Annotated in this window: 16 protein-coding genes, 4 tRNA genes and 1 pseudogene; 7 read left to right on the plus strand and 14 right to left on the minus strand. The window is 63.6% G+C overall.

Annotated features, from left to right (window positions below; translation table 11 throughout):
• Positions 1–231: 231 nt before the first annotated feature.
• Positions 232–1245, plus strand: a complete 1014-nt coding sequence (locus ACOKS3_RS22340; RefSeq protein WP_103449549.1) for an EAL domain-containing protein — start codon at positions 232–234, stop codon at positions 1243–1245.
• Here ACOKS3_RS22340 and ACOKS3_RS22345 read toward each other — a convergent pair.
• From ACOKS3_RS22345 to ACOKS3_RS22380, 8 genes are all read right to left on the minus strand, one after another.
• The gene (locus tag ACOKS3_RS22345; RefSeq protein ID WP_060509068.1) at positions 1208–1576 is read right to left on the minus strand and encodes a hypothetical protein; all 369 of its coding nucleotides are present in this window, start codon (positions 1574–1576) and stop codon (positions 1208–1210) included. The genes ACOKS3_RS22340 and ACOKS3_RS22345 overlap by 38 nt on opposite strands.
• Positions 1573–1911 carry a helix-turn-helix domain-containing protein gene (locus tag ACOKS3_RS22350; protein ID WP_422762970.1) on the minus strand — a complete coding sequence of 113 codons (339 nt, stop codon included), beginning with the start codon at positions 1909–1911 and terminating at the stop codon, positions 1573–1575. The genes ACOKS3_RS22345 and ACOKS3_RS22350 overlap by 4 nt, the downstream gene beginning before the upstream one ends.
• 101 nt (positions 1912–2012) lie before the next feature.
• Positions 2013–2453, minus strand: a complete 441-nt coding sequence (locus tag ACOKS3_RS22355; RefSeq protein WP_054886433.1) for a YkvA family protein — start codon at positions 2451–2453, stop codon at positions 2013–2015.
• A 280-nt stretch (positions 2454–2733) separates the two neighbouring features.
• On the minus strand, positions 2734–3489 hold the full coding sequence (locus ACOKS3_RS22360; protein ID WP_027918134.1) for an FKBP-type peptidyl-prolyl cis-trans isomerase: 756 nt from the start codon (positions 3487–3489) through the stop codon (positions 2734–2736).
• 503 nt (positions 3490–3992) lie between these two features.
• Positions 3993–4925: a pca operon transcription factor PcaQ gene (gene pcaQ, locus ACOKS3_RS22365; RefSeq protein WP_103449546.1), complete on the minus strand. Its 933-nt coding sequence runs from the start codon at positions 4923–4925 to the stop codon at positions 3993–3995.
• Between the two features lie 66 nt (positions 4926–4991).
• Positions 4992–5354, minus strand: coding sequence for a nitrite reductase small subunit NirD (nirD, locus tag ACOKS3_RS22370; protein WP_103449545.1), 363 nt, complete (start codon positions 5352–5354; stop codon positions 4992–4994).
• Complete coding sequence (nirB, locus tag ACOKS3_RS22375; protein WP_422762969.1) at positions 5354–7903, minus strand: nitrite reductase large subunit NirB; 2550 nt, start codon at positions 7901–7903, stop codon at positions 5354–5356. The genes nirD and nirB overlap by 1 nt, the downstream gene beginning before the upstream one ends.
• A gap of 280 nt (positions 7904–8183) precedes the next feature.
• Positions 8184–12194, minus strand: a complete 4011-nt coding sequence (locus ACOKS3_RS22380) for a molybdopterin-dependent oxidoreductase (RefSeq protein WP_422762968.1) — start codon at positions 12192–12194, stop codon at positions 8184–8186.
• Between the two features lie 267 nt (positions 12195–12461).
• Between ACOKS3_RS22380 and map the strand changes: the two genes are divergently transcribed.
• Positions 12462–13310 (plus strand): type I methionyl aminopeptidase, encoded by an 849-nt coding sequence (gene map / locus ACOKS3_RS22385; RefSeq protein ID WP_422763051.1) that lies wholly within the window; start codon positions 12462–12464, stop codon positions 13308–13310.
• A 79-nt stretch (positions 13311–13389) separates the two neighbouring features.
• On the opposite strand, the gene ACOKS3_RS22390 is transcribed toward map, so the two are convergent.
• From ACOKS3_RS22390 to ACOKS3_RS22405, 4 genes are all read right to left on the minus strand, one after another.
• Positions 13390–13466: transfer RNA gene (locus ACOKS3_RS22390), tRNA-Asp, on the minus strand.
• Between the two features lie 13 nt (positions 13467–13479).
• A tRNA-Val gene (locus ACOKS3_RS22395) sits at positions 13480–13555 on the minus strand.
• A gap of 170 nt (positions 13556–13725) precedes the next feature.
• A tRNA-Asp gene (locus ACOKS3_RS22400) sits at positions 13726–13802 on the minus strand.
• A gap of 13 nt (positions 13803–13815) precedes the next feature.
• Positions 13816–13891, minus strand: a tRNA-Val gene (locus ACOKS3_RS22405).
• A 216-nt stretch (positions 13892–14107) separates the two neighbouring features.
• Between ACOKS3_RS22405 and rdgC the strand changes: the two genes are divergently transcribed.
• From rdgC to sugE, 3 genes are all read left to right on the plus strand, one after another.
• A complete protein-coding gene (rdgC, locus tag ACOKS3_RS22410) occupies positions 14108–15028 on the plus strand; it encodes a recombination-associated protein RdgC (RefSeq protein WP_422762967.1) in 921 nt (306 codons plus the stop codon).
• A 108-nt stretch (positions 15029–15136) separates the two neighbouring features.
• On the plus strand, positions 15137–16102 hold the full coding sequence (locus ACOKS3_RS22415) for a bile acid:sodium symporter family protein (protein WP_422762966.1): 966 nt from the start codon (positions 15137–15139) through the stop codon (positions 16100–16102).
• Between the two features lie 95 nt (positions 16103–16197).
• Positions 16198–16515, plus strand: a complete 318-nt coding sequence (sugE, locus tag ACOKS3_RS22420; RefSeq protein WP_103449539.1) for a quaternary ammonium compound efflux SMR transporter SugE — start codon at positions 16198–16200, stop codon at positions 16513–16515.
• Positions 16516–16525: 10 nt separating this feature from the next.
• Here the strand turns inward: sugE and ACOKS3_RS22425 are convergent, their stop codons facing one another.
• Positions 16526–18403 carry an MFS transporter gene (locus tag ACOKS3_RS22425; RefSeq protein WP_103449538.1) on the minus strand — a complete coding sequence of 626 codons (1878 nt, stop codon included), beginning with the start codon at positions 18401–18403 and terminating at the stop codon, positions 16526–16528.
• Between the two features lie 266 nt (positions 18404–18669).
• Here ACOKS3_RS22425 and ACOKS3_RS22430 point away from each other — a divergent pair.
• A pseudogene (locus ACOKS3_RS22430) lies at positions 18670–19734 on the plus strand (methyl-accepting chemotaxis protein); the annotation flags it as partial.
• Positions 19726–20589, plus strand: a complete 864-nt coding sequence (locus tag ACOKS3_RS22435; RefSeq protein ID WP_374755332.1) for a methyl-accepting chemotaxis protein — start codon at positions 19726–19728, stop codon at positions 20587–20589. The pseudogene ACOKS3_RS22430 and the gene ACOKS3_RS22435, both read left to right, overlap by 9 nt.
• Positions 20590–20711: 122 nt before the next feature.
• On the opposite strand, the gene ACOKS3_RS22440 is transcribed toward ACOKS3_RS22435, so the two are convergent.
• Positions 20712–21545, minus strand: a complete 834-nt coding sequence (locus ACOKS3_RS22440; protein WP_103449891.1) for an amidohydrolase family protein — start codon at positions 21543–21545, stop codon at positions 20712–20714.
• Between the last annotated feature and the right edge of the window lie 13 nt (positions 21546–21558).

Raw genomic sequence — 21558 nt, forward strand, 5'->3', positions numbered from 1 at the left:
CCCACCACGCAAATGCACTGGCTGACGTTCGTCCCTGAACGACAAATTTTGTAAAAATGAAAGGTGCGGGGATTTCATCACAGCCGTTGACGCCAATACAACGGCGAATATGCCGTTTACCCCACAATGATGGCAATTTAATACATGCTGTCATCAAATGGTCACTGCACTGTCGTGAAATACATCGGCCGGGGGGCATGCGCCTGGCCTCTTCATCTTCAGGAATTCACCATGACCGTCGCCGAACAGCTCACTGCCTTGAGCGCAATTCTGGCTCAGCGCAGCATTCACAGCCTGTTCCAACCGATCATCTGCCTCAGCGAACGGCGTGTCTTCGGCCATGAAGCTTTAAGCCGCGGCCCGTCCAACAGCCCGCTGCATTCTCCATTGAACCTGTTCACCATCGCCCGTCAGGCCGGTCACCTGACCGAACTGGAGGCCGCGTGCCGGGAAAGTGCGTGCCGACGCTTCAGCGAGCAGAGGCTCGACGGCAAGCTGTTTCTCAACATCTCACCTGAATCGCTGCTGGAACCGCACTACCCTTCCGGGCGCACCCTCAAGCTGCTCGAGCAAGTGGGGCTGGCACCCAGCCGGGTAGTGATCGAACTGACCGAGCACACGCCTACCGACGATTTCCAGCTGCTGTCCAATGCCTTGCACCACTATCGCGACATGGGCTTTTCCATCGCCCTGGACGACCTAGGCGCGGGCTATTCGAGCCTGCGCTTGTGGTCGGAGCTGCGTCCCGAGTACGTGAAGATCGACCGCCACTTCATCGATGGCATCCACCGCGACCCGCTCAAGCGCGAGTTCGTCGGCTCCATCCTGCAGATAGCCCGGGCGTCGAAGGCGCAGGTGATTGCCGAAGGGATCGAGCTGGCGCAAGAGCTGGCGGTATTGACCGAGATGGGGGTGGACCTGGTGCAGGGATACCTGCTGGGGCGGCCGCAGGAGTTGGGGGTGCGGGAGAGTCAGCAGCTACTGGCGCAGGTGCTGCCTGTGGCTCTGGTGGAACAACCGACGGTGGGGCTGAATGCCACGCTTGGGCAGATCATGGAACTGTTTGGCCGCAATGGTGACTTGAAGGAACTGGATGTAATGGATGCCGATGGCAACCCCTGCGGCGTGATCCATCGAGATGCATTGCCTGTGCTGGCCTCTTCGCGGGTATACCCGCGAAGAGGCCGGTGCAGCCCTTCCATAGGGTTCAGGCATGCTCTGGATAGCTGTACTCGAACACCCTGACAACCTCGGAAGCATGCCAGGACGCCGCCTCCATGCCATCCACCGGCCCAGAGAAGCGCCCCAGGCGCTCCACGCATTCGAAAAAGCCGGTGCGCGGCAAGCGACTGGCCCCCTGGCTGATGACCAGCGAACTGCGCAGCGGCTGCTCGGCACGAGCATCGAGCACCGCCAGGTACTCAAGCGCAGCGGTGAGGGTCTGCATGGCCGGGCTGGGCAACTGCAGCCGCTCTATCAGCGCACGGTAGGTGAGCAGGTGGCGTTGACGGCGGGCCAGGTCAAGCTCGTCCAGCAGGTTTTGCCAATGCTGTCGGCTGATCCTGACCTGGCTCATGAGGGTTCGCTCCAGCCGGCTACCCCGAGGTGCCACGCCAGGGCACGGCGGATCGCAGCATCCGGCTGGCGCTCGCCCGATTCGATCATGGCCAGGTAAGCCGGGCTCACCCCGACATTACGCGCCAACTGCTCAGGGGCGATGCCTTTGGCCTGGCGCAGCTGTGCCACTTCACTGAACGCGGGCAGGCTGGCTGCCGGGGAACTCTGTTGCGCTGATTCGACATCCACCTCGGCGGGTGTCTGCCCGGCTGTCTTGAGCAGCGCCTGATACTGCTCCCAGGGCACGACGGCGTACTCGGGCTGACCGTCCCGGCTAATGACCTGAATACCCATTACAACCCCCTTACGTAAGGATTACCGCATGTAATCCGTAGGCATAACGCTTATGCCAATTATATTACCAAGCGCGGGAGTCTGTGGGGACTTGCTCGATTTCAGTGCGTATTGCGCTCCAGGCGCAGCGCTTCGGGGGTATCGGGAAGGCGTTCGACCACCCGCAAGCGCTCAGGCGCCTGGCTGTCGCGCCAGGCCTTGAAACGCGCCAGCTCATCGGCCACGGTCTTCAACACCCAGCCGAGTACAGCGATGTCATCGAGAAAACCGACGCCCAGAATCCAGTCGGGGATGGCATCGATGGGGCTGACGAAGTACAGCAAACCGGCGACGATAGTCACCAGTGCCTTGGGGCTGATGGCACGGTACTCACCGCGCCACCATGCCAGGCACAGCGACTGCAGCAGTTTGACGTCGTCGCGCAACTGGCCGATGCGCGGGCCTTTGCGGGCCACTGCGAACAGCAAGGCCGGCAACCGGCCGCGGCTGAGCAGGCGCTCGGCCAGGGGCAGGAAACGGGCGAAATTCCAAGGTGCGCTCATGGAGCCTCCAGCAGGGAAAGGTTATCCACATTTATTGTGGATAACCTTGTGAACAGGGTGAAGTTTGTGACGGCAGGCGCCCACAAGGCAAGGGCCCCGGTCAGATCGGGCGTTTTTTACACAGTCGTTTCAGTTCCGCAAACGATTTGCGTCAGGACGCTTGCGGCTTCTTCACACTGCTCTTGCTCGGACCATGGCAGCCGCATGAGGTTCGCCGAATCATTCCCCACAAACGACAACGCCCCGTCAGGACGGGGCGTTGTGCAGGTACCAGCCGTTATTACTTGGCAGGTGCTTCAGCCGGGGCTTCAGCTTCCGGCGCTTCGCCACCCTGCAGCTGGGCAGGGTCCTTGATGGCGATCAGTTCCAGGTCGAACACCAGAACCGAGTTGGCCGGGATCAGCGGGCTCGGGCTCTGGGCGCCGTAGGCCAGCTCAGCCGGGATGAACAGCTTGTACTTCTCGCCAACGTGCATCAGCTGCAGGCCTTCGACCCAGCCCGGGATCACACCGCTGACTGGCAGGTCGATCGGGCTGCCGCGCTCGACCGAGCTGTCGAACACCTTGCCATCGATCAGCTTGCCTTCGTAGTGAACGGTGACCACGTCGGTCGGCTTCGGCTGCGGACCGTCGGCCTTCTTCACGACTTCGTACTGCAGGCCGGAGGCGGTGGTGACCACGCCAGGCTTCTTGGCGTTTTCTTCGAGGAATTTCTTGCCGGCGCTGGCGGCTTCTTCGCTGGCCTTGGCCAGGCGCTCTTCGGCGCGCTTCTGCAGCGCGGTGAAGGCTTCTACCAGCTCTTCGTCCTTGATGCGTTGCTCCTTCTTGCCGACAGCGTCTTCGATGCCGAGGGCGACCGCTTTCGAATCAAGGTCTTCCATGCCTTCCTGAGCCAGGCTCTTGCCCATGTTCAGGCCGATACCGTAGGAGGCTTTCTGTGCCGGAGTCTTCAGCTCGGGGCTGCTGGCTTGTTGATCACAGCCAGCCAGTACCAGGCCTACCAGGGCAACCGCAGCCGCCAGACGATGCTGTTTCATGCTATTTCCTTGTTCATGCGCCATAAGGGCAATCAGGGTAAAGCCGCGAGCTTATCAGGCGGCCATCACCAATGGCTACCGGCATAAGAGCGGGTTTTCGTAAGGAAGTTCAGTAGGTAAAGGCTTCTTCATGGAAGCTTTACAGCCATTGGCCAGTATTGACCCTTTGTGCCGGGTTTTCCTGGTTTTTGTGGCTTTTTATTTCGGGGGGTTCTGAGTGCCTGCCGCAAGATCTTCAGCGCCTGTGAAATCGAGCGCCGCCCGCGCGGCGCATCGCGAGCTGCGCTCGCTCCTACGTTTGTTTCGGGCCAGTTATTCCTGGGGGATTTGCGCGTGAACGCCTTGGCGCTTGGCGCGATATCGCGTCGTACAGACAAGGCGGTCGCGCGCGCCTGTCACAGGCGTTACTGGCCAAAAACAAAAGTAGGAGCGAGCAAAGCTCGCGATGCGCCGCGCGGGCGGCGCTCGATCTCACAGGCGCTGAAAATCTTGCGGCATGCACCTCAAGGATACCGCCCCTCCCGATACTGCTCAGCGAGCTCGCGCAGCACCTCGCAAACCCACTGCCCCGGCAGGCTCAACGGCAATGCCGCATTACGGCAAATTCCCACCGAACCACCCGGCTCACGGACTCCGAGATCCAGTTCGGCCAGCTCACCCCGGCGCAAATCCAGCAGCACCGCATCACGCGGCGCCACCCACAGCGCATCGCTACCCAACAGGTAACGACGGCTCAATGCCAACGACAAGGTCTCCAGACGCTGCGCCGGCATCTGGATGCCGCACTGCACGAACAGGCTGTCAGCATGCTGGCGGATCGTGGTGCCCGGCGGTGGCAGCACCAACGGATACTGGCCTACCCGCTGCCGCTCCACCAGTGCGCTGGAAAGCAAGGGATGGCCAGGGCGCACCACCAGTGCCATTGACTCGCTGTACAGGTGCTCGAACGACAACCCTTGGATCTGCGGGCTGTCGGTCATGCGCCCAACTACCAGCTCCAGCTCACCCAGGCGCAGTTGCCCGAGCAACTGCGCACTGATCCCGGTCACCACGCTGATCACCAGCGCCTCGTGGCGCTGATGCAGGCGGCACAGTACCTCGGGCATCAGCAGCCCCTCGACAGTCGACAGCACGCCAATGCGCACCTGCGACGGCGCCCGCGCTTCGCCACGCAGGCTGCTGACGCCATCACGCAGCGCCTGAACGCTGGGCCCGGCGTAGCGCATGAAGCGCGTGCCAGCCGGGGTCAGCTCGACACCCTGGCGGCTGCGCTCGAACAGGCGTGCTTCGAGCAGGTCCTCAAGCTCCTTGAGGGTCTTGGAAATCGCCGGCTGGCTGATCGCCAGGATGTCCGCCGCCCTGGCCAGGCTGCCCTGCCGGGCAATCTCCAGAAAACACAGCAGGTGGCGGTACTTGATACGGGTGTCGAGGTTCATGCCGGCAAGCTTACCGCATCGCCAGCTACGGTGTATCCGGGGCTGCGCTGCAGCCCCAGCGGTCTATCACGCCACCGCCAGCTCCACCGCCCCACCCTTCATCCGCACCGGCCACACCCGCAGCCGTTGCCCGGCATCCTCCAGGCACGCCCCGCTCTGCAGGCTGAAGTGCTGCTTGTACAACGGCGCCGCCACCACCAGCTCCCCCTGCAAGCTACCCACCAGCCCACGCCCGATAATGTTGGCCCCCGACCGCGGATCGCGGTTGTCCACCGCATACAGGCTCTGCTCCAGCCCCGGCAGGTAGAACAACGCCACCTGTGCACCGTCGAGCCACACCACCACGCCGGAGTCGGCCACCAGGTCATCGGCCTGGCACACCGTCTGCCAGTTCTCTTGGGTTTTCACAGCAGCATTGGACAGGTTCATCAGACAGCCTCCTCGACGTTTGGGATCAGGTGCAGCGGTGCAGCCGGCCGGCGTTGTTCGCGTTCGCGCACAAAGTGCACGTCCGGGTCGGCGCGCTTGTCGTTGACGAAGGTGCGGAAGCGCTTGAGCTTCTCGGGGTCGCTGAGGGCGTTGGCCCATTCGCATTCATACTGGTCGACCACATGCTGCATTTGCGCCTCCAGCTCGGCCGCCAGGCCCAGGCTGTCGTCGAGGATCACCTGCTTGAGGTATTCCAGACCGCCTTCCAGGCTTTCGCGCCAGACCGAGGTGCGCTGCAGCTTGTCAGCCGTGCGGATGTAGAACATCAGCACACGGTCGATCAGACGCACCAGGGTTTCGTCGTCCAGGTCAGTGGCGAACAGTTCGGCGTGGCGCGGCCGCATCCCGCCGTTACCGCAGATGTACAGGTTCCAGCCCTTGTCGGTGGCGATCACGCCGATGTCCTTGCTCTGCGCCTCGGCGCACTCACGAGTGCAGCCGGATACGGCAAACTTGAGCTTGTGCGGGCTGCGCAGGCCCTTGTAGCGGTCCTCCAGGCGCAGGGCCATGCCGACACTGTCCTGCACGCCGTAGCGGCACCAGGTGCTGCCCACGCACGACTTCACCGTGCGCGTCGACTTGCCATAGGCGTGGCCGGTCTCGAAGCCGGCTGCGATCAGCTCGCCCCAGATCAGCGGCAGCTCGTGCAACTGGGCGCCGAACAGGTCGATGCGCTGGCCGCCGGTGATCTTGGTGTAGAGGTCGTACTTTTTCGCCACCTGACCGATCACGATCAGCTTGTCAGGGGTGATCTCGCCACCCGGGATACGCGGCACCACTGAGTAGGTGCCGTTCTTCTGCATGTTGGCCATGAAGGTATCGTTGGTGTCCTGCAGCGGCACCAGCGCCGAGTCCATGATCGGCTGGTTCCAGCACGAGGCGAGGATCGAGCCCACCGCCGGCTTGCAGATGTCGCAGCCGACATGGCCCTTGCCGTGGCGTTCGAGCAATTCGTTGAAGGTGCGAATGCCCTCGACCCGCACCAGCCCGTAGAGCTCCTGACGGGTGTAGGCGAAGTGTTCGCAAAGGCTCTTGTCGACCGTCACGCCGCGGGCGGTGAGCTCGTGCTCGAACACCTGCTTGAGCAGCGCCGCGCAACCGCCACAGCCGCTGCCGGCCTTGGTGCAGCCCTTGACCGCAGCCAGGTCGCCGCAGCCACTGTCGATGGCCGCGCACACCGCGCCCTTGCTGACGTTGTGGCACGAGCAGATGGTCGCGCTGTCGGGCAGCGCGTCGGCGCCGAGCGCAGGCGCACCGCCACTCTGCGGCAGGATCAACGCTGCCGGGTCGGCCGGCAGGGCAATGCCGTTCTGCGCGTACTGCAGCAGGGTGTCGTAGTAACTGTTGTCGCCCACCAGCACCGCGCCGAGCACGTGCTTGCCGCTGGCATCCACCACCAGCCGGCGATAGGCGCTGTTGGCCTCGTCGATGAAGCGGTAGCTGCGCGAACCCGGCGTGGCGCCGTGGGCATCGCCGATGGAGCCGACATCCACGCCCAGCAGCTTGAGTTTGGTCGACATGTCGGCACCGGTGAAGGCGCTGGCGGCTTCGCCCGTCAACAACGCAGCCAGGTTGCGCGCCATGCTATAGCCCGGAGCGACCAGGCCAAACACGCTGCCATTCCACGAGGCGCATTCACCGATGGCGAAGATGCGCGGGTCGCTGCTGCGGCAGTGGTTGTCGATCACCACGCCACCGCGTGCGGCGATCTCCAGGCCGCTGGCACGGCCGAGGGCATCCTGTGGGCGGATACCGGCAGAGAACACGATCAGGTCGGTTTCCAGGTGTTCGCCGCCGTCGAAATTCATGCGGTAGCGGTAGGCCTCACCCGCGCAGATCGACTGGGTGGCACGCGACAGGTGCACGCCCACGCCCAACGCTTCGATCTGCGCCTTGAGCGCGGCGCCGCCTTCACCGTCCAGCTGCACCGGCATCAGCCGCGGGGCGAATTCCACCACGTGCGCCTCAAGGCCGAGGGACTTCAATGCGTTGGCGGCTTCCAGGCCGAGCAGGCCGCCACCGACTACCACGCCGCGGCGCGCCTGGCCGGCAGCAGCGCGAATGGCATCGAGGTCGTCGAGGGTACGGTAGACCAGGCGGGCGTTGCCGCTGGAGCCTTCGATCGGAGGCACGAACGGGTAGGACCCCGTGGCCAGGACCAACTGGTCATAGCCGTAGCGGCCCTCGGCAGTCACCACCTCGCAGCGTTCGCGGTCGATCTCCAGCACCGCTTCGCCCAGATGCAGGTACACGCCGCTGTTGCCGTAGTAGTCCTGCCCACACAGGGCCAGGGTCTCGGCACAGCTGCCGGCAAAATACTCCGACAGGTGAACGCGGTCGTAGGCCCGCTGGCGCTCTTCACCGAACACGTGCAGCTCGAAGCGCTCAAGGGCACCGCGTTCGACCAGTTGCTCCACGCAGTGGTGGCCGACCATGCCGTTGCCGACGATGACCAGTCGCTCTCGTTGCCCGCTCGCTGTTGCCTTCATAAGCCGATCCTCGATCAAAAAAAAAGCGCCTGGAGCCGAAGCTCCAGGCGCCTTTGCCTGTATTCATCACGGTGGGTGGCCCAGGTTGATCGCCGTTGATCAGTGGGCTTTGTTGTACTAGAGGTAAAGCAGAGACCGTGCCAATAGTGTTTTCCTGTGCCGGCCCTTTCGCGGGACAAGCCCGCTCCTACAAATTACCTGTAGGAGCGGGCTTGTCCCGCGAAAGGGCCGGCACTGCCAACGCACATTTAAAGTGCAACACTCCCCATCCTGGAGCACATCAATACACATCACGCCGGTACCGCTTGGCCTTGCTCAACGCTTCGACATAGGCATCGGCATCCACGCCTCCGTGCACGGCTATGACCTCACGCAACGCCGCATCCACATCCTTGGCCATGCGCTGCGCATCACCACACACATAGAAGTACGCCCCCGCCTCCAACCACTGCCACAACTGCGCCCCCTGTTCGACCATGCGCTGCTGTACATAGATCTTCTCGGCCTGGTCCCGCGAGAACGCCGTGTCCAGGCGCAGATGCCCGCTCGCCTGCCAGGCCTGAAGCTGTTCCTGATAGTAGAAATCCGTGGCCGCATACTGTTCGCCGAAGAACAGCCAGTTACCCCCTTTGGCACCCTGTGCCTCACGTTCTTCGAGGAAGGCAAGGAACGGCGCGATACCGGTGCCGGGGCCGACCATGATCACTGCCACCGTGTCGTCCTCGGGCAGACGAAAGTGCTTCGATACCTGCGGGAAGATCGCCACCTTCAGTGATTTCGCCCGATCGGCGAGGAAGGTGGAGCACACGCCTTTGCGCTCGCCATAGCGCACCGTAGAGACGGTCAGGTGTACCTGGTCCGGATGAGCCAATGGACTTGAGCTGATCGAATACAGCCGCGGCTGCAGCGGCTTGAGCAGATCGAGCCAAGTGGCCAGCGGCAACTGCTGAGGGAACGCCCGCAGCACGTCGACCAACTGCCGGCCCCACAGCCAGTCCTGCAGTTCGGCCTTGCACTCGGGTTGCAGCAGGCGCTGCAGGTCGGCGGCATGCGTACTGAACACCTGCAGTTGCTGCGGGGTAACCTTGGCGATTTCCAGATGGCTTTCCAGGGCCTCGGCCAGTGGCATCGCCGGCTGCCCTTTCAATTCCACCGACGCCTGGCCATCGAGGTGCATCAGCGCCAGCAATTCCTCGACCAGCGTCGGGCAGTTGCGCGGCCATACGCCCAAGGCATCACCGGCGACATAGCTGAAGCCGCTGCCGGAAAGGTCGAACACCAGCTGGCGGGTTTCCTTGCGCGCACCCGGGCCATTGAGCAGTTGATTGGCAATCAGTGGGGCCGACCACGGCTGCTGCTTGCTGTAACGAGCGACAGACGATGGCGCACTGACGGGTGCTGATGCCCCCGTGCTGCCGAGTACGGGCAGCAAGGCTTCGAGCCAACCGGTGAATGCCTCGTCAAAATCCGGTTCACAATCGACTCGCTGCAGCAAGCGGCGCCCGCCCAGTTCGGCCAGACGCTGGTCGAGCTTGCGGCCAAAGCCACAGAACTGGTCGTAACTGGAGTCACCCAGGGCCAGCACGGCGTATGGCAGCTCCGCGCAGCAGGCGCCTTGCTCACCCTGCAGCGCCTGCCAGAATGCCGTGGCGCTGTCAGGCGCGTCACCGTCACCGAAGGTGCTGGTGATCAGCACCACACTGGCGGCGCCTTGCAACTGGCTGGGGCTGACCGCCTCCATGCAGCTGACCTGTACCTTCAGACCCGCGCTGCGCAGGCGCTCGGCGCAACGCTCGGCAAGCGCCTCGCCATTGCCCGTCTGCGAAGCCCACAGCACCTGGTGGCGCGGCGCGGCGATGGCCGGGGTGGCGGCTGGTTGCGCAAACAAACCTGCCAGCAAACCATCGACGAACAGCCGCCGCGAAGCAGCCAATGGCGCGCTGGCTGGCAGGCTGGGCACGCCCTCGGCACGCACCTGGTCGAGGCCGAGCAGGAAGCCCTGCAGGTAATGACGCTCGTCATCCGCCAGCACCGGAGCTGGCAGGGTGTCCAGGCCAAGCAGGCGGGACAGGGACGCGGTCGGCATGCGGGCAAGCTCCGGGATGGCAGTGTTCAGTTCAAGGGCATCGATGCGCTCGCCAGCAACCCGTTCCAGCGCCACCGCGCAATGTTTGAACGCCGGCTGCAGCGACAGCGGGTCGACTGCAGCGCAGGTGACGGCATTGATCGCCAGCTGCTCGCCGATCAGGTCATTCCAGTGGAACGGCGCAAAGCAGTTGCCGGGCATGACCCGATCGCTGATGCGCGCTGGCAATATGGCCTGACCGCGACGTGAGCGGATGGCAACCTGGTCCTTGTCGGCGATGCCCAGGCGGGCAGCATCATCAGGGTGGACTTCAACGAAGGGCCCAGGCTCCAGCTTGTTCAGCGCCGGAACCTTGCCGGTCTTGGTCAGGGTGTGCCACTGGTGCTGCACGCGGCCGGTGTTGAGCACCAGCGGGTAGTCGGCGTCTGGCAGTTCGGGGGCTGGCAGCCAGGGCCGAGCGAAGAAGCGCGCCTTGCCGCTGGTGGTGGGGAATGCCAGGGCAGGTGCATTGCCCTCGGCATCGTGCAACAGTGGCTGGCTGCTGCCGTCGTTCAGATAACGCAGTGGGCTGCGGTCATCTTCGCGACCCGGCGCGCAGGGCCATTGCCGTGGACCGTGGCGCAATTGTTCATAACCGACGCCACGCAGGTCGTAGCCGGTCGCCGGGTTCCAGAAACGCCGAATCTCGTCGTACACCGCCTCGGCGTTGGGGTAATCGAAGGCCTCGGTGAAGCCCATGGCGCAGGCGACCCGGGCAATGATCTGCCAGTCCGCCAGGCTCTGGCCCGGGGCCTGGACCGCAGGTGGCATCAGCGTCAGGTTGCGTTCGCTATTGATCATCACGCCCTCGCCTTCGGCCCACAGCGCGGCAGGCAGGAGGATGTCGGCGTAGCGGTTGGTCTCGGTGTCGAGGAAGGCGTCCTGGGTGATCACCAGATCGGCCTGGCGCAGGCCGTCGATCACTTGTTGGCGGTTGGCAACGCTGGCCACCGGGTTGCTGCAGATCACCCAGCAGGCTTTCACCTCGCCCGCCTTCATCTGCTCGAACAACGCGATCGTACCCTCGCCGCCCTCGCTGCGCAGGCTGCCCGGTTGCAGGCGCCATTGCTCCTCGACGAAGGCGCGGTCCGCCGCCACCAGCGCTGAACGCTGGCCCGGCAGGCCGGGGCCCATGTAGCCCATCTCGCGGCCGCCCATGGCATTGGGCTGGCCGGTCAGCGAAAACGGCCCGCTGCCGGGACGGCAGATAGCGCCGGTGGCCAGGTGCAGGTTGCACAGGGCGTTGCTGTGCCAGGTACCGTGGACGCTCTGGTTGAGGCCCATGGTCCAGCAGCTCATCCACTCCCCGGCAGTGCCGATCCATTCTGCTGCCTGGCGGATGTCGGCTTCACGCAGGCCGGTAATGGCGGCCACGCGCTCCGGGGTGTAATCGTCGAGAAAGGCCGCCAGCTCGTCCCAGCCTTCGGTGTGACGGGCGATGAACGCGGGGTCGGTGTGGCCGTTATGCTGCAGCAGGTGCAGCAGGCCGTTGAGCAAGGCCATGTCACTGCCGGGGCGCACCTGCAGGAACAGGTCGGCTTTGTCGGCCGTGGCAGTGCGCCGTGGGTCGACGACGATCAGCTTGGCGCCGACCTTGACCCGGTCGAGCAGGCGCAGGAACAGGATCGGGTGACAGTCGGCCATGTTTGCGCCGATCACCAGAAACACCTCGGCGCGGTCGAAATCCTGGTAGCTGCCGGGCGGGCCGTCGGCGCCCAGTGACAGCTTGTAGCCACTGCCGGCACTGGCCATGCACAGCCGCGAGTTGGACTCGATATGCCGGGTGCGGATAAAGCCCTTGGCCAGTTTGTTGGCCAGGTACTGGGCTTCCAGCGACATCTGCCCGGACACATACAGCGCCACGGCGTCCGCGCCGTGCTGGTCGATGATGCCGCGCAAGCGCTGGCCGGCCTGGGCAATGGCCTGGTCCATGCTGCTGCGCGCCGGCTGCTGACTGCGTTGCTGGCGCACGTAAGCGTCCTCCATGCGCCCGGCGGCGGTCAGTGGCAGGTGGGCGGTGAGGCCTTTGGTGCACAGGCGGCCGAAGTTGCTCGGGTGCTGCTTGTCGCCGCTGATCTTGCTGACCTTACCGTCGGCAACGCTCATGACAATGCCGCAACCGACGCCACAGTAGGGGCAGACGCTGCGTACTTCGCGGGTGGTCATGGGCGATCTCCCCTTTCAGGAACGCAAAAAAGCGCCGGCTGCCCGGGCTTGCATGGCAAGCGGGGCAACACGGCGCCTTTGTCGTGAGTTGTTTGGGCTGTCGACGTTGATAGCCCTGGATGGTGGTCATTCAGCAATTAGTGGGCCAGCTGTGCCGGCCCTTTCGCGTGGCAAGCCCGCTCCTACAGGAATCGAGAGGCTCCGAGCGCACGGATATCCTGCAGGAGCGGGCTTGCCCCGCAAAGAGGCCGGCACAGGCAGCGCACCATACGGTGGCAAGCGATTGACCCATGGCGCTATGCTGGGGCAATTTCCAGCAAGAGCTACAGCCCGCATTCCATGTCCAAGGTGATCCTCAAGACCCCCGCCCAACTCGAACTGATGCGCAACGCCGGCCGGCTGTTGGCCCAGGTGTTCGCCGAACTCGACAGCTTCATCCGCCCCGGCGTGACTACGATGCAGATCAACGACCGCGCCGAGGCCTTCATCGTCGATACCCTCAAGGCCCGCCCGGCCAGCAAGGGCCAGTACGGCTTCCCCTACTCGCTCAATACTTCGGTGGACCATGTAGTTTGCCACGGCATCCCCAAGGTCGATGAAGTGCTGAAGGAAGGCTCGATCATCAACGTCGACATTACCCTCGAACAGGGCGGCTACATTGCCGACTCGTCAAAGATGTACAGCATCGGAGCAATCAGCGAAGACGCCCGGCGATTGGTCGACACCACCTACCACGCGCTGTGGAAAGGCATCGAACAGGTACGCCCCGGGGCGACGCTGGGTGACATCGGCCATGCCATCCAGGCCCATGCCGAAACGGCCGGCTACAGCGTGGTACGCGAGTACTGCGGCCATGGCATCGGCCAGCAGATGCATGAAGGGCCCGAAGTGCTGCATTTCGGCCAGCGCGGCATGGGCATGAAGTTGCAGCCAGGGATGGTGTTCACCATCGAACCGATGATCAACCAGGGCGGGCGCGGGACGCGGACGCTGAAGGATGGCTGGACGGTGATTACCCGGGACCACTGCCTGTCGGCACAGTGGGAGCACACGGTAGCGGTGACCGAGGATGGGGTCGAGGTGCTGACGTTGCGCGAAGAAGAGCGCAGCCAGTAAGAGCAGAAACAAAAAAAGCGACCCTAAGGTCGCTTTCTTTGTGGCTTCCGGGTGTTCAGTGGGCCCTGGAAGCGGAATATGGCGCAGCGGACGGGACTCGAACCCGCGACCCCCGGCGTGACAGGCCGGTATTCTAACCGACTGAACTACCGCTGCGCTATTCAACGAGTGGTGGGTGATGACGGGATCGAACCGCCGACCCTCTGCTTGTAAGGCAGATGCTCTCCCGGCTGAGCTAATCACCCATTCGTCTCGGTGAGGCGCGCATTCTACGGACGAACCAGCAGCCTGGCAAGCCATTGATGCAACTTTTTCGCAAAAAATCTCAATCGCAAATTCCAGGCACAAAAAAAGCGACCCTAAGGTCGCTTTCTTTGATACTTCCGGGTGTTCAGTGGGCCCTGGAAGTGGAATATGGCGCAGCGGACGGGACTCGAACCCGCGACCCCCGGCGTGACAGGCCGGTATTCTAACCGACTGAACTACCGCTGCGCTATACATCGAGTGGTGGGTGATGACGGGATCGAACCGCCGACCCTCTGCTTGTAAGGCAGATGCTCTCCCGGCTGAGCTAATCACCCTTCGTCTCGGTGTGGCGCGCATTCTACGGAGGGCCTGCCACCCTGGCAAGCACTTTTTTAATTTTTCTCAAAAAAAATTCCAAGCCTTTCAAAGACCTAGCGCAGCCTGGGCTTTTCTTCCCTTATAAACGGCTACTGGCCCTCTGACAGGGTTGGCCTGCGGGCACTGCTCGGAGAATAATGCCCGCCTTATGCATTAAGGAGAGATTGCCCCCCATGTGGTTCAAGAACCTGCTGTCCTACCGCCTGACCCAGGAAGTACCGTTCGAGCCTGAAGCGCTGGAAGCCGCGCTGGCCACCAAGCCAGCCCGCCCCTGCGCCAGCCAGGAGCTGACCACCTACGGTTTCATCGCGCCGTTCGGCAAGGGTGAAGAGGCTCCCCTGGTGCACGTCAGTGGCGAGTTCCTACTGGTTGCCGCGCGTAAGGAAGAACGCATCCTGCCGAGCAGCGTGGTCAACGATGCGGTGAAAGAAAAGGTCGAAGAGATCGAGACCGAGCAGATGCGCAAGGTCTATAAAAAAGAGCGCGACCAGATCAAGGACGAGATCATCCAGGCTTTCCTGCCGCGCGCGTTTATCCGCCGCTCGATGATCTTCGCCGCCATCGCCCCGCGCTTAGGGATGATCCTGGTCAACTCGGCCAGCGCCAAACGCGCCGAAGACCTGCTGTCGACCCTGCGCGAAGTGATGGGCTCGCTGCCAGTGCGCCCGGTCACCGTGAAGATCGCACCGACCGCGACCATGACCGACTGGGTCAAGTCGCAACAGGCTGCCGAAGGCTTCTACGTGCTGGACGAGTGTGAGCTGCGCGACACCGCAGAAGACGGCGGCATCGTGCGCTGCAAGCGCCAGGACCTGACCAGCGAGGAAATCCAGCTGCACCTGAGCACCGGCAAGGTGGTCACCCAGCTGGCCCTGGCCTGGCAGGACAAGCTGTCGTTCGTGCTCGACGACAAGATGGTGATCAAGCGCCTGAAGTTCGAGGAGCTGCTGCAGGAGCAGGCCGAGCAGGACGGTGGCGAGGAGGCTGCGCAGCAGTTCGATGCCAGCTTCCAGCTGATGATGATGACCTTTGCCGAGTTCCTGCCGGCGCTGTTCGAAGTGCTCGGTGGCGAAGAGATTCCGCAAGGGGTCTGATTCGGTTTGAAATGCCGGTGCTGGCCTGATGTTCGGTTGTCGCCAGTTCCGGCCCTTTCGCGGGACAAGTGAAATTCATAAAGCTATAAATAGAAAAGGAATTGCCCCATGCGTGCCCTCGCCGCCCTCAGCCGCTTCGTCGGCAACACCTTCGCCCTGTGGGTGCTGGTGTTCGCCGTGCTGGCCTTCCTGATGCCCCAGTGGTTCATCGCCCTGAAGGTCGCCATCGTTCCACTGCTGGGTCTGGTGATGTTCGGCATGGGCCTGACCCTCAAGCTCGACGACTTCGCCGCCCTCGCCCGCCAGCCCTGGCGTGTGGCCCTGGGCGTGGTGGCGCACTTCATGATCATGCCGGGCATGGCCTGGCTGCTGTGCCAGCTGTTCCACCTGCCGGCGGAAATCGCCGTGGGCGTTATCCTGGTCGGCTGCTGCCCGAGCGGCACGGCGTCGAACGTGATGGTCTGGCTGTCCAAGGGCGACCTGGCGCTGGCGGTGGCGATCGCTGCGGTCACCACCCTGCTCGCCCCACTGCTGACCCCGGCGCTGATCTGGTTCCTGGCTTCGGCTTGGCTGCCGGTGTCCTTCATGGACATGTTCTGGTCGATCCTGCAGCTGGTGATGCTGCCGATCGTCCTCGGCGTGCTGACCCAGCGCTTGCTGGGCGCGCGGGTGCAGACGGCGGTGCAGGTGCTGCCGCTGGTGTCGGTAGTGAGCATCGTGATGATCGTCTGTGCGGTGGTGGCGGCCAGCCAGGCCAAGATCGCTGAATCGGGGTTGCTGATCATGGCGGTGGTGGTGCTGCACAACACCTTCGGCTATCTGCTGGGCTACCTCACCGGCCGGCTCTGCAACCTGCCGCTGGCCCAGCGCAAGTCGCTGGCGCTGGAGGTGGGGATGCAGAACTCGGGGCTCGGAGCGGCGCTGGCTGCGGCGCATTTTTCGCCGCTGGCAGCGGTGCCGAGCGCGCTTTTCAGCGTCTGGCACAATATCTCCGGGGCACTGCTGTCGACCTGGTTCCGGCGAATGGAAGCCCCATCGGCCGCAGTTGAAGAGGTTGAGCCAGCCAGGCATTGATGTGTACCCTGATGGCCACTGTGAGGACGACCTCACGACGCACCGCGTGACCATCCTGGGGACGGCCCCATCATTCGCAACGATGGAGACGCATCATGTCCTGGATCATCCTGTTCTTCGCCGGCCTGTTCGAGGTCGGCTGGGCCGTCGGCCTGAAATACACCGACGGCTTCAGCAAACCCCTGCCTACCGTACTGACCGTCGCCGCCATGGCCATCAGCCTGGGCCTGCTGGGCCTGGCCATGAAGGAACTGCCGCTGGGCACCGCCTATGCCATCTGGACCGGCGTCGGCGCCGTCGGCACGGTGATCGCCGGGATAATCCTGTTCGGCGAATCGATGGCCCTGGTGCGGCTGGCCAGCGTGGCGCTGATCGTCACCGGCCTGATCGGCCTGAAAGTCAGCGCCAGCTGATTCCCATGCCTTAACGCAGGCCGCCGCGCAAGCGGCTGACCTGCTCACGCAAGGCGTCTGGCTGCGCCGCCTCCACCGGGATGGCGGCGCCGGCCACGATGGTCACCCGCGACCACAGGCGCTTGAAGAAGCCCTTGGCCGGGTCGCGGCTGAAGAAGCTCCCCCACAGGCCCTGCAGCGCCAGCGGAATCACCGGCACCGGGGTTTCGTCGAGGATACGGCTGACGCCCCCCTTGAACACATCGATCTCGCCGTCGCCGGTCAGCTTGCCCTCCGGGAAGATGCACACCAGTTCACCGTCCGCCAGGTATTCGGCGATACGTGCGAAGGCTCGCTCGTAGGTGGCCTGGTCCTCATTGCGCCCGGCAATCGGAATGGCGCCCGCCGTGCGGAACACGAAGTTGAGCACCGGCAGGTTGTAGATCTTGTAGTACATGACGAAGCGGATCGGCCGGCGGATCGCCCCGCCCAGCAGCAATGCATCGACGAAGGACACGTGGTTGCACACCAGCAGCGCCGCGCCTTCGTCAGGGATGCGTTCGAGGTCGCGGTGCTGCACGCGGTACATCGAATGGCTGAGCAGCCAGATCAGGAAGCGCATGGTGAACTCAGGCACGATCCTGAAGATGTAGGCATTGACCAGCACGTTCAGCAGTGACACCACCAGGAACAGCTGCGGAATACTCAGTTTGAGCACGCTCAGCAGGACGATGGTGAAGATTGCCGAGACCACCATGAACAGGGCATTGAGAATGTTGTTGGAGGCGATCACCCGGGCCCGCTGATCTTCGGCGGTGCGTGCCTGGATCAGGGCGTACAGCGGCACGATGTAGAAGCCGCCGAACACGCCGAGGCCGACGATCGAAAGCAGGATCCACCAGGCCTGGTGCATGCCCAGCAGCGCCAGCCAGTCGTGCGGCTGGGCGCCGGCCGGTACATCCCCCGAGTGCCACCACCAGAGCAGGCCGAACAGGGTCAGGCCGAACGAGCCGAACGGTACCAGGCCTATTTCCACCTTGCGCCCGCTGAGGCGTTCGCACAGCAGCGAACCCAGGGCAATGCCCACCGAGAACAGGGTCAGCACCAGGGTCACGGCGGTCTCGTCGCCGTGCAGCCACTCCTGAGCATAAGTCGGGATCTGCGTCAGGTAGATGGCACCGACGAACCAGAACCACGAGTTGCCGACGATCGAGCGCGACACCGCAGGGGTCTGCCCCAGGCCCATGCGCAGGATCACCCACGACTGCTTGAAGATGTTCCAGTCCAGCGCCATCTGCGGCGAAGCGGCCGCGGCCCGTGGGATCCAGCGGCTGGCGAGGTAGCCCAGCACGGCGGTGCCGACCACGCCACCGGCCACCACCGTGGCGTAGCTGTCGTGGGCCATCATCACCCCGGCGCCAATGGTGCCGACCAGGATGGCGAGGAAGGTGCCCATCTCCACCAGGCCGTTACCACCGACCAGCTCTTCTTCACGCAGGGCCTGGGGCAGGATCGAGTACTTCACCGGGCCGAACAGCGCCGAGTGGGTGCCCATGCCGAACAGCGCCACCAGCATCAGTGTGAGGTGGTTGGTGACGAAGCCGATGGCGCCGACCGCCATGATGACGATTTCGGCCAGCTTGATCGCGCGGATCAGCGCGTCCTTGGCGAACTTCTCGCCGAACTGCCCGCCCAGCGCCGAGAACAGGAAGAACGGCAAGATGAACAGCAGCGCGCAGAGGTTGACCCAGATCGAACGGTCGCCGTCGCCCAGGCTGAGCTTGAACAGGATCGCCAGGATCAGAGACTGCTTGAACAGGTTGTCGTTGAAGGCACCCAGCAACTGGGTGACGAAGAACGGCAGGAAACGCCGCTTGCGAAGCAAGGTGAATTGCGAGGGGTGACTCATCGTCCTTGTTCCTGAGTGTCTTTTGTCATTGGAGGCACGCGGAGCGCTGCGAGCCACAAATCTGCATGGGAATGCTTGCGCATGGCAAGGAACACGAGGCAATTCAGGAACCCGCTCACACCTTGATATCACAGTGATATTAATTTCCGCTCAATCACTGTTCAGATTAAGTCACTCACGCCGATAATTCATATAGATGACTATATCTAGCAGAAGGAACAGACCTCAGGTCTCCTCCAACGCACAAGAAAAGGAGCTCGGCAGTAATGTTTACCTGGTTTGGCGACCTCAGGATCGCTCATAAACTCTTCCTCGGTTTCGGCCTGGTGCTGTGCCTGACACTCGTGCAGTCGCTGATCAGCTGGGACGGCCTGGGCAGCCTGGTACGGCGCAGCGAGGTGGTCAGCGATGTTTCGCGCCTCAACGACGCCCTCGGCGACTTGCGCGAAGCGCGCTTGCGTCACGCCATGGCCAACGGCGCTCCAGCCGAGAGCAAGCAACTGCAGGTTGCGCTGGAGGCCTTCAAGCCGACACTGCAAAAGCTGCGCGAGGTGATGATCAAGGCGCAGACCCATGCGCTGCTCAATACCGCCGACCAGGCACTGCAGGGCTACAGCAGCAACCAGGCCGCCAGTTTCCGCTCCTATGAAAAGATGCGCGCCGCGCAGAAGGAAATGGGCGTGCTGGCCACCCAGTCGTTCGCCAGCATCGAGCTGATTCGCAATCAGGTGCGTGCCTTGCCCGATGCCGAGCAGCGGTTCGTGCGCATTGAGGCGATCAACCAGATTCGCGAAAACCTGATTCTGCTGCGCTACCACGTTCGCGGTTATACCGGTAACACCAACGCCGAGACCGAGAAGCTGATGAACGCCCAGATCGCCACCACGGTGGATGACCTGCCCGGGCTAGTCGCCCGGTTCAACGGCAATTTCCCGCAGCAGTTCCAGCAGCTGGAGCAGCAGGTACAAGCCTATGCGAAGGCCGTCGAGGCATTCCGTGGCGAGGTCAGCCACCTGGTGGGCTACCGCACCGCCATGGCCAACGACATCGAGACCCTCAATGGTGTCATCGGCCAACTGCTGGATGACCAGGCTGTGCTGGTCGCCAAGGACAGCCACTTCGCCCGTACCCTGCAAATCGCCACCACCCTGCTCGCCTTGCTGATCGGCGCCCTGGCTGCCGTGGTCATTGCCCGGCAGATCAGCCAGCCGCTGCGTCAGGCACTCAAGGCCATGGAACAGGTCGCTGCCGGTGACCTTAGCGAACAACCCACCAGCCGCCGCCGCGACGAAGTCGGCCAGTTGCAGAACGCACTGCAAGGCATGACCCGCAACCTGCGCGAGCTGATCGCCCAGGTGCGCGATGGCATTTCGCAGATTGCCAGCGCCACCGAGGAGCTTTCGGCGATCACCGAGCAGACCAGCGCCGGTGCCAACAGCCAGAAGGTGGAAACCGACCAGGTGGCCACGGCCATGCAGGAAATGGCTGCCACCGTGCATGAAGTGGCGCGCAATGCCGGTGAAGCCTCTGCGGCCGCCAGCGCCACTGACGAAGAAGCCCGTGAAGGCGACGGCGTGGTCAACCGCGCCGTGGCCCAGATCAGTCGCCTGGCCAGCCAGGTAGAGGCCACTGGCGAAGCCATGGGGGCACTGCGCACCGAGAGCCAGCGTATCGGCAAGGTCATGGACGTGATCAAGGCCGTGGCCGAACAGACCAACCTGCTGGCGCTCAATGCCGCCATCGAAGCGGCACGGGCCGGTGAAGCGGGCCGTGGTTTTGCAGTGGTGGCCGATGAAGTGCGCAGCCTGGCACAGCGTACCCAGGCGTCGACACTGGAGATCGAGTCGGCAATTGGCAGCCTTGAGGACGGCACCCGTTCGGTGAGCGAGTTGATGGAGCAGAGCCAGAGCCTGACCGAAAGCAGCGTGGCGCTGGTGCGTGAGGCCGGGGTTGCGCTGGAGGGGATTACCCAGCGTGTGTCGGCGATTCAGCTGATGAACCAGCAGATTGCGGCGGCCTCGGAGCAGCAGAGCGCAGTGGCTGAAGAGATCAGCCGCAGCGTGGTGACGGTGCGGGATATTTCCGAACAGACCGCCGAGGCCAGTCAGCAGACTTCGGTGTCCAGTGTGGAGCTGGCGCGGTTGGGTGGGCAGTTGCAGCAGATGATCAGCCGGTTCCGCTTCTGATTTTCCTGTGCCGCCTCTTCGCGGGGCAAGCCCGCTCCTACAGGTATTGCGCGTGCCCCAGGGACAATGCGAAACCTGTAGGAGCGGGCTTGCCCCGCGAAGAGGCCGGCACAAACACTACATCACTCGAACCCGAACAGCTTCCGCGCGGTATCCACCAGCAGCGCCCGGCGCAATTCAGCCGAGCAGCCCAAGGCATCGAACTGCTCGACTACCCTGGCAAAGCTCACCGCTGACTCATGCTGGGTATGCGGCCAGTCACTGCCCCACATCAGCCGCTCGGCACCGTAGTGAGTTTCCAGAGCACACAGGGCCTGGCGTGCAAACGCCAGGTTCTGCTCCGGCGTGCCTTCCAGCCGGTAGATACCCGACACCTTGACCCACACCTTGCCCTTGCCGCCCAGCGTCAACAGTTCGGCAAAGCCCGGCTGCCCCAAGCCCAGACGGGCATCGGGGCGGCCAAAGTGATCGACGACGATATCCAGGCCATAAGGCTCGAGCGCGCGCACCAGCGCAGGAATATCCGCCACATGGCGGTGCAGTTCCAGATGCCAGCCCTGCTCGCCGATGCGCTCCAGCAGGGGCCGCCATTCGTCGCCCGTCAGGTCTGGAAGGCCCTGGCCCATGAGGTTCAGGCGCACGCCCCTGACCCCAAGCCGATCCATCTCCTGCAAGGTCTCGCGCTCGACGCCCCGGTCAAGCATCACCACCCCGCGCAGTTGCCCCGGCACGTTCTGCAGGGCGCTGAGCAAGTAGCGGTTGTCGGTGCCCAGGAAACTGGGCTGCACCAGTACGCCATGGCTGAAACCATGGGCCAGCAACTGGCCCAGGTAATCGCCCAGCGGCGCATCGTAGCTGGGCGCGTAACGCCGCTCGCTGGCCAGGTTCAGCCCACGCCTGAACACGTGGGCATGGCTGTCGATGGCGGTCAGGTGTGAAACAGGAACGTCGGGCATGGTCATCACAGGA

The sequence above is a fragment of the Pseudomonas sp. HS6-2 genome (assembly GCF_049325675.2).
GTDB lineage: Bacteria > Pseudomonadota > Gammaproteobacteria > Pseudomonadales > Pseudomonadaceae > Aquipseudomonas > Aquipseudomonas putida_N.

What these genes read in the sequence shown, in the direction of transcription:
- ACOKS3_RS22340 (WP_103449549.1), top strand. Translation starts at nt 232, where the DNA reads ATGACCGTCGCCGAACAGCTCACTGCCTTGAGCGCAATTCTGGCTCAG.
- ACOKS3_RS22345 (WP_060509068.1), bottom strand. Translation starts at nt 1,576, where the DNA reads ATGAGCCAGGTCAGGATCAGCCGACAGCATTGGCAAAACCTGCTGGAC.
- ACOKS3_RS22350 (WP_422762970.1), bottom strand. Translation starts at nt 1,911, where the DNA reads ATGGGTATTCAGGTCATTAGCCGGGACGGTCAGCCCGAGTACGCCGTC.
- ACOKS3_RS22355 (WP_054886433.1), bottom strand. Translation starts at nt 2,453, where the DNA reads ATGAGCGCACCTTGGAATTTCGCCCGTTTCCTGCCCCTGGCCGAGCGC.
- ACOKS3_RS22360 (WP_027918134.1), bottom strand. Translation starts at nt 3,489, where the DNA reads ATGAAACAGCATCGTCTGGCGGCTGCGGTTGCCCTGGTAGGCCTGGTA.
- pcaQ (WP_103449546.1), bottom strand. Translation starts at nt 4,925, where the DNA reads ATGAACCTCGACACCCGTATCAAGTACCGCCACCTGCTGTGTTTTCTG.
- nirD (WP_103449545.1), bottom strand. Translation starts at nt 5,354, where the DNA reads ATGAACCTGTCCAATGCTGCTGTGAAAACCCAAGAGAACTGGCAGACG.
- nirB (WP_422762969.1), bottom strand. Translation starts at nt 7,903, where the DNA reads ATGAAGGCAACAGCGAGCGGGCAACGAGAGCGACTGGTCATCGTCGGC.
- ACOKS3_RS22380 (WP_422762968.1), bottom strand. Translation starts at nt 12,194, where the DNA reads ATGACCACCCGCGAAGTACGCAGCGTCTGCCCCTACTGTGGCGTCGGT.
- rdgC (WP_422762967.1), top strand. Translation starts at nt 14,108, where the DNA reads ATGTGGTTCAAGAACCTGCTGTCCTACCGCCTGACCCAGGAAGTACCG.
- ACOKS3_RS22415 (WP_422762966.1), top strand. Translation starts at nt 15,137, where the DNA reads ATGCGTGCCCTCGCCGCCCTCAGCCGCTTCGTCGGCAACACCTTCGCC.
- sugE (WP_103449539.1), top strand. Translation starts at nt 16,198, where the DNA reads ATGTCCTGGATCATCCTGTTCTTCGCCGGCCTGTTCGAGGTCGGCTGG.
- ACOKS3_RS22425 (WP_103449538.1), bottom strand. Translation starts at nt 18,403, where the DNA reads ATGAGTCACCCCTCGCAATTCACCTTGCTTCGCAAGCGGCGTTTCCTG.
- ACOKS3_RS22435 (WP_374755332.1), top strand. Translation starts at nt 19,726, where the DNA reads ATGACCCGCAACCTGCGCGAGCTGATCGCCCAGGTGCGCGATGGCATT.
- ACOKS3_RS22440 (WP_103449891.1), bottom strand. Translation starts at nt 21,545, where the DNA reads ATGCCCGACGTTCCTGTTTCACACCTGACCGCCATCGACAGCCATGCC.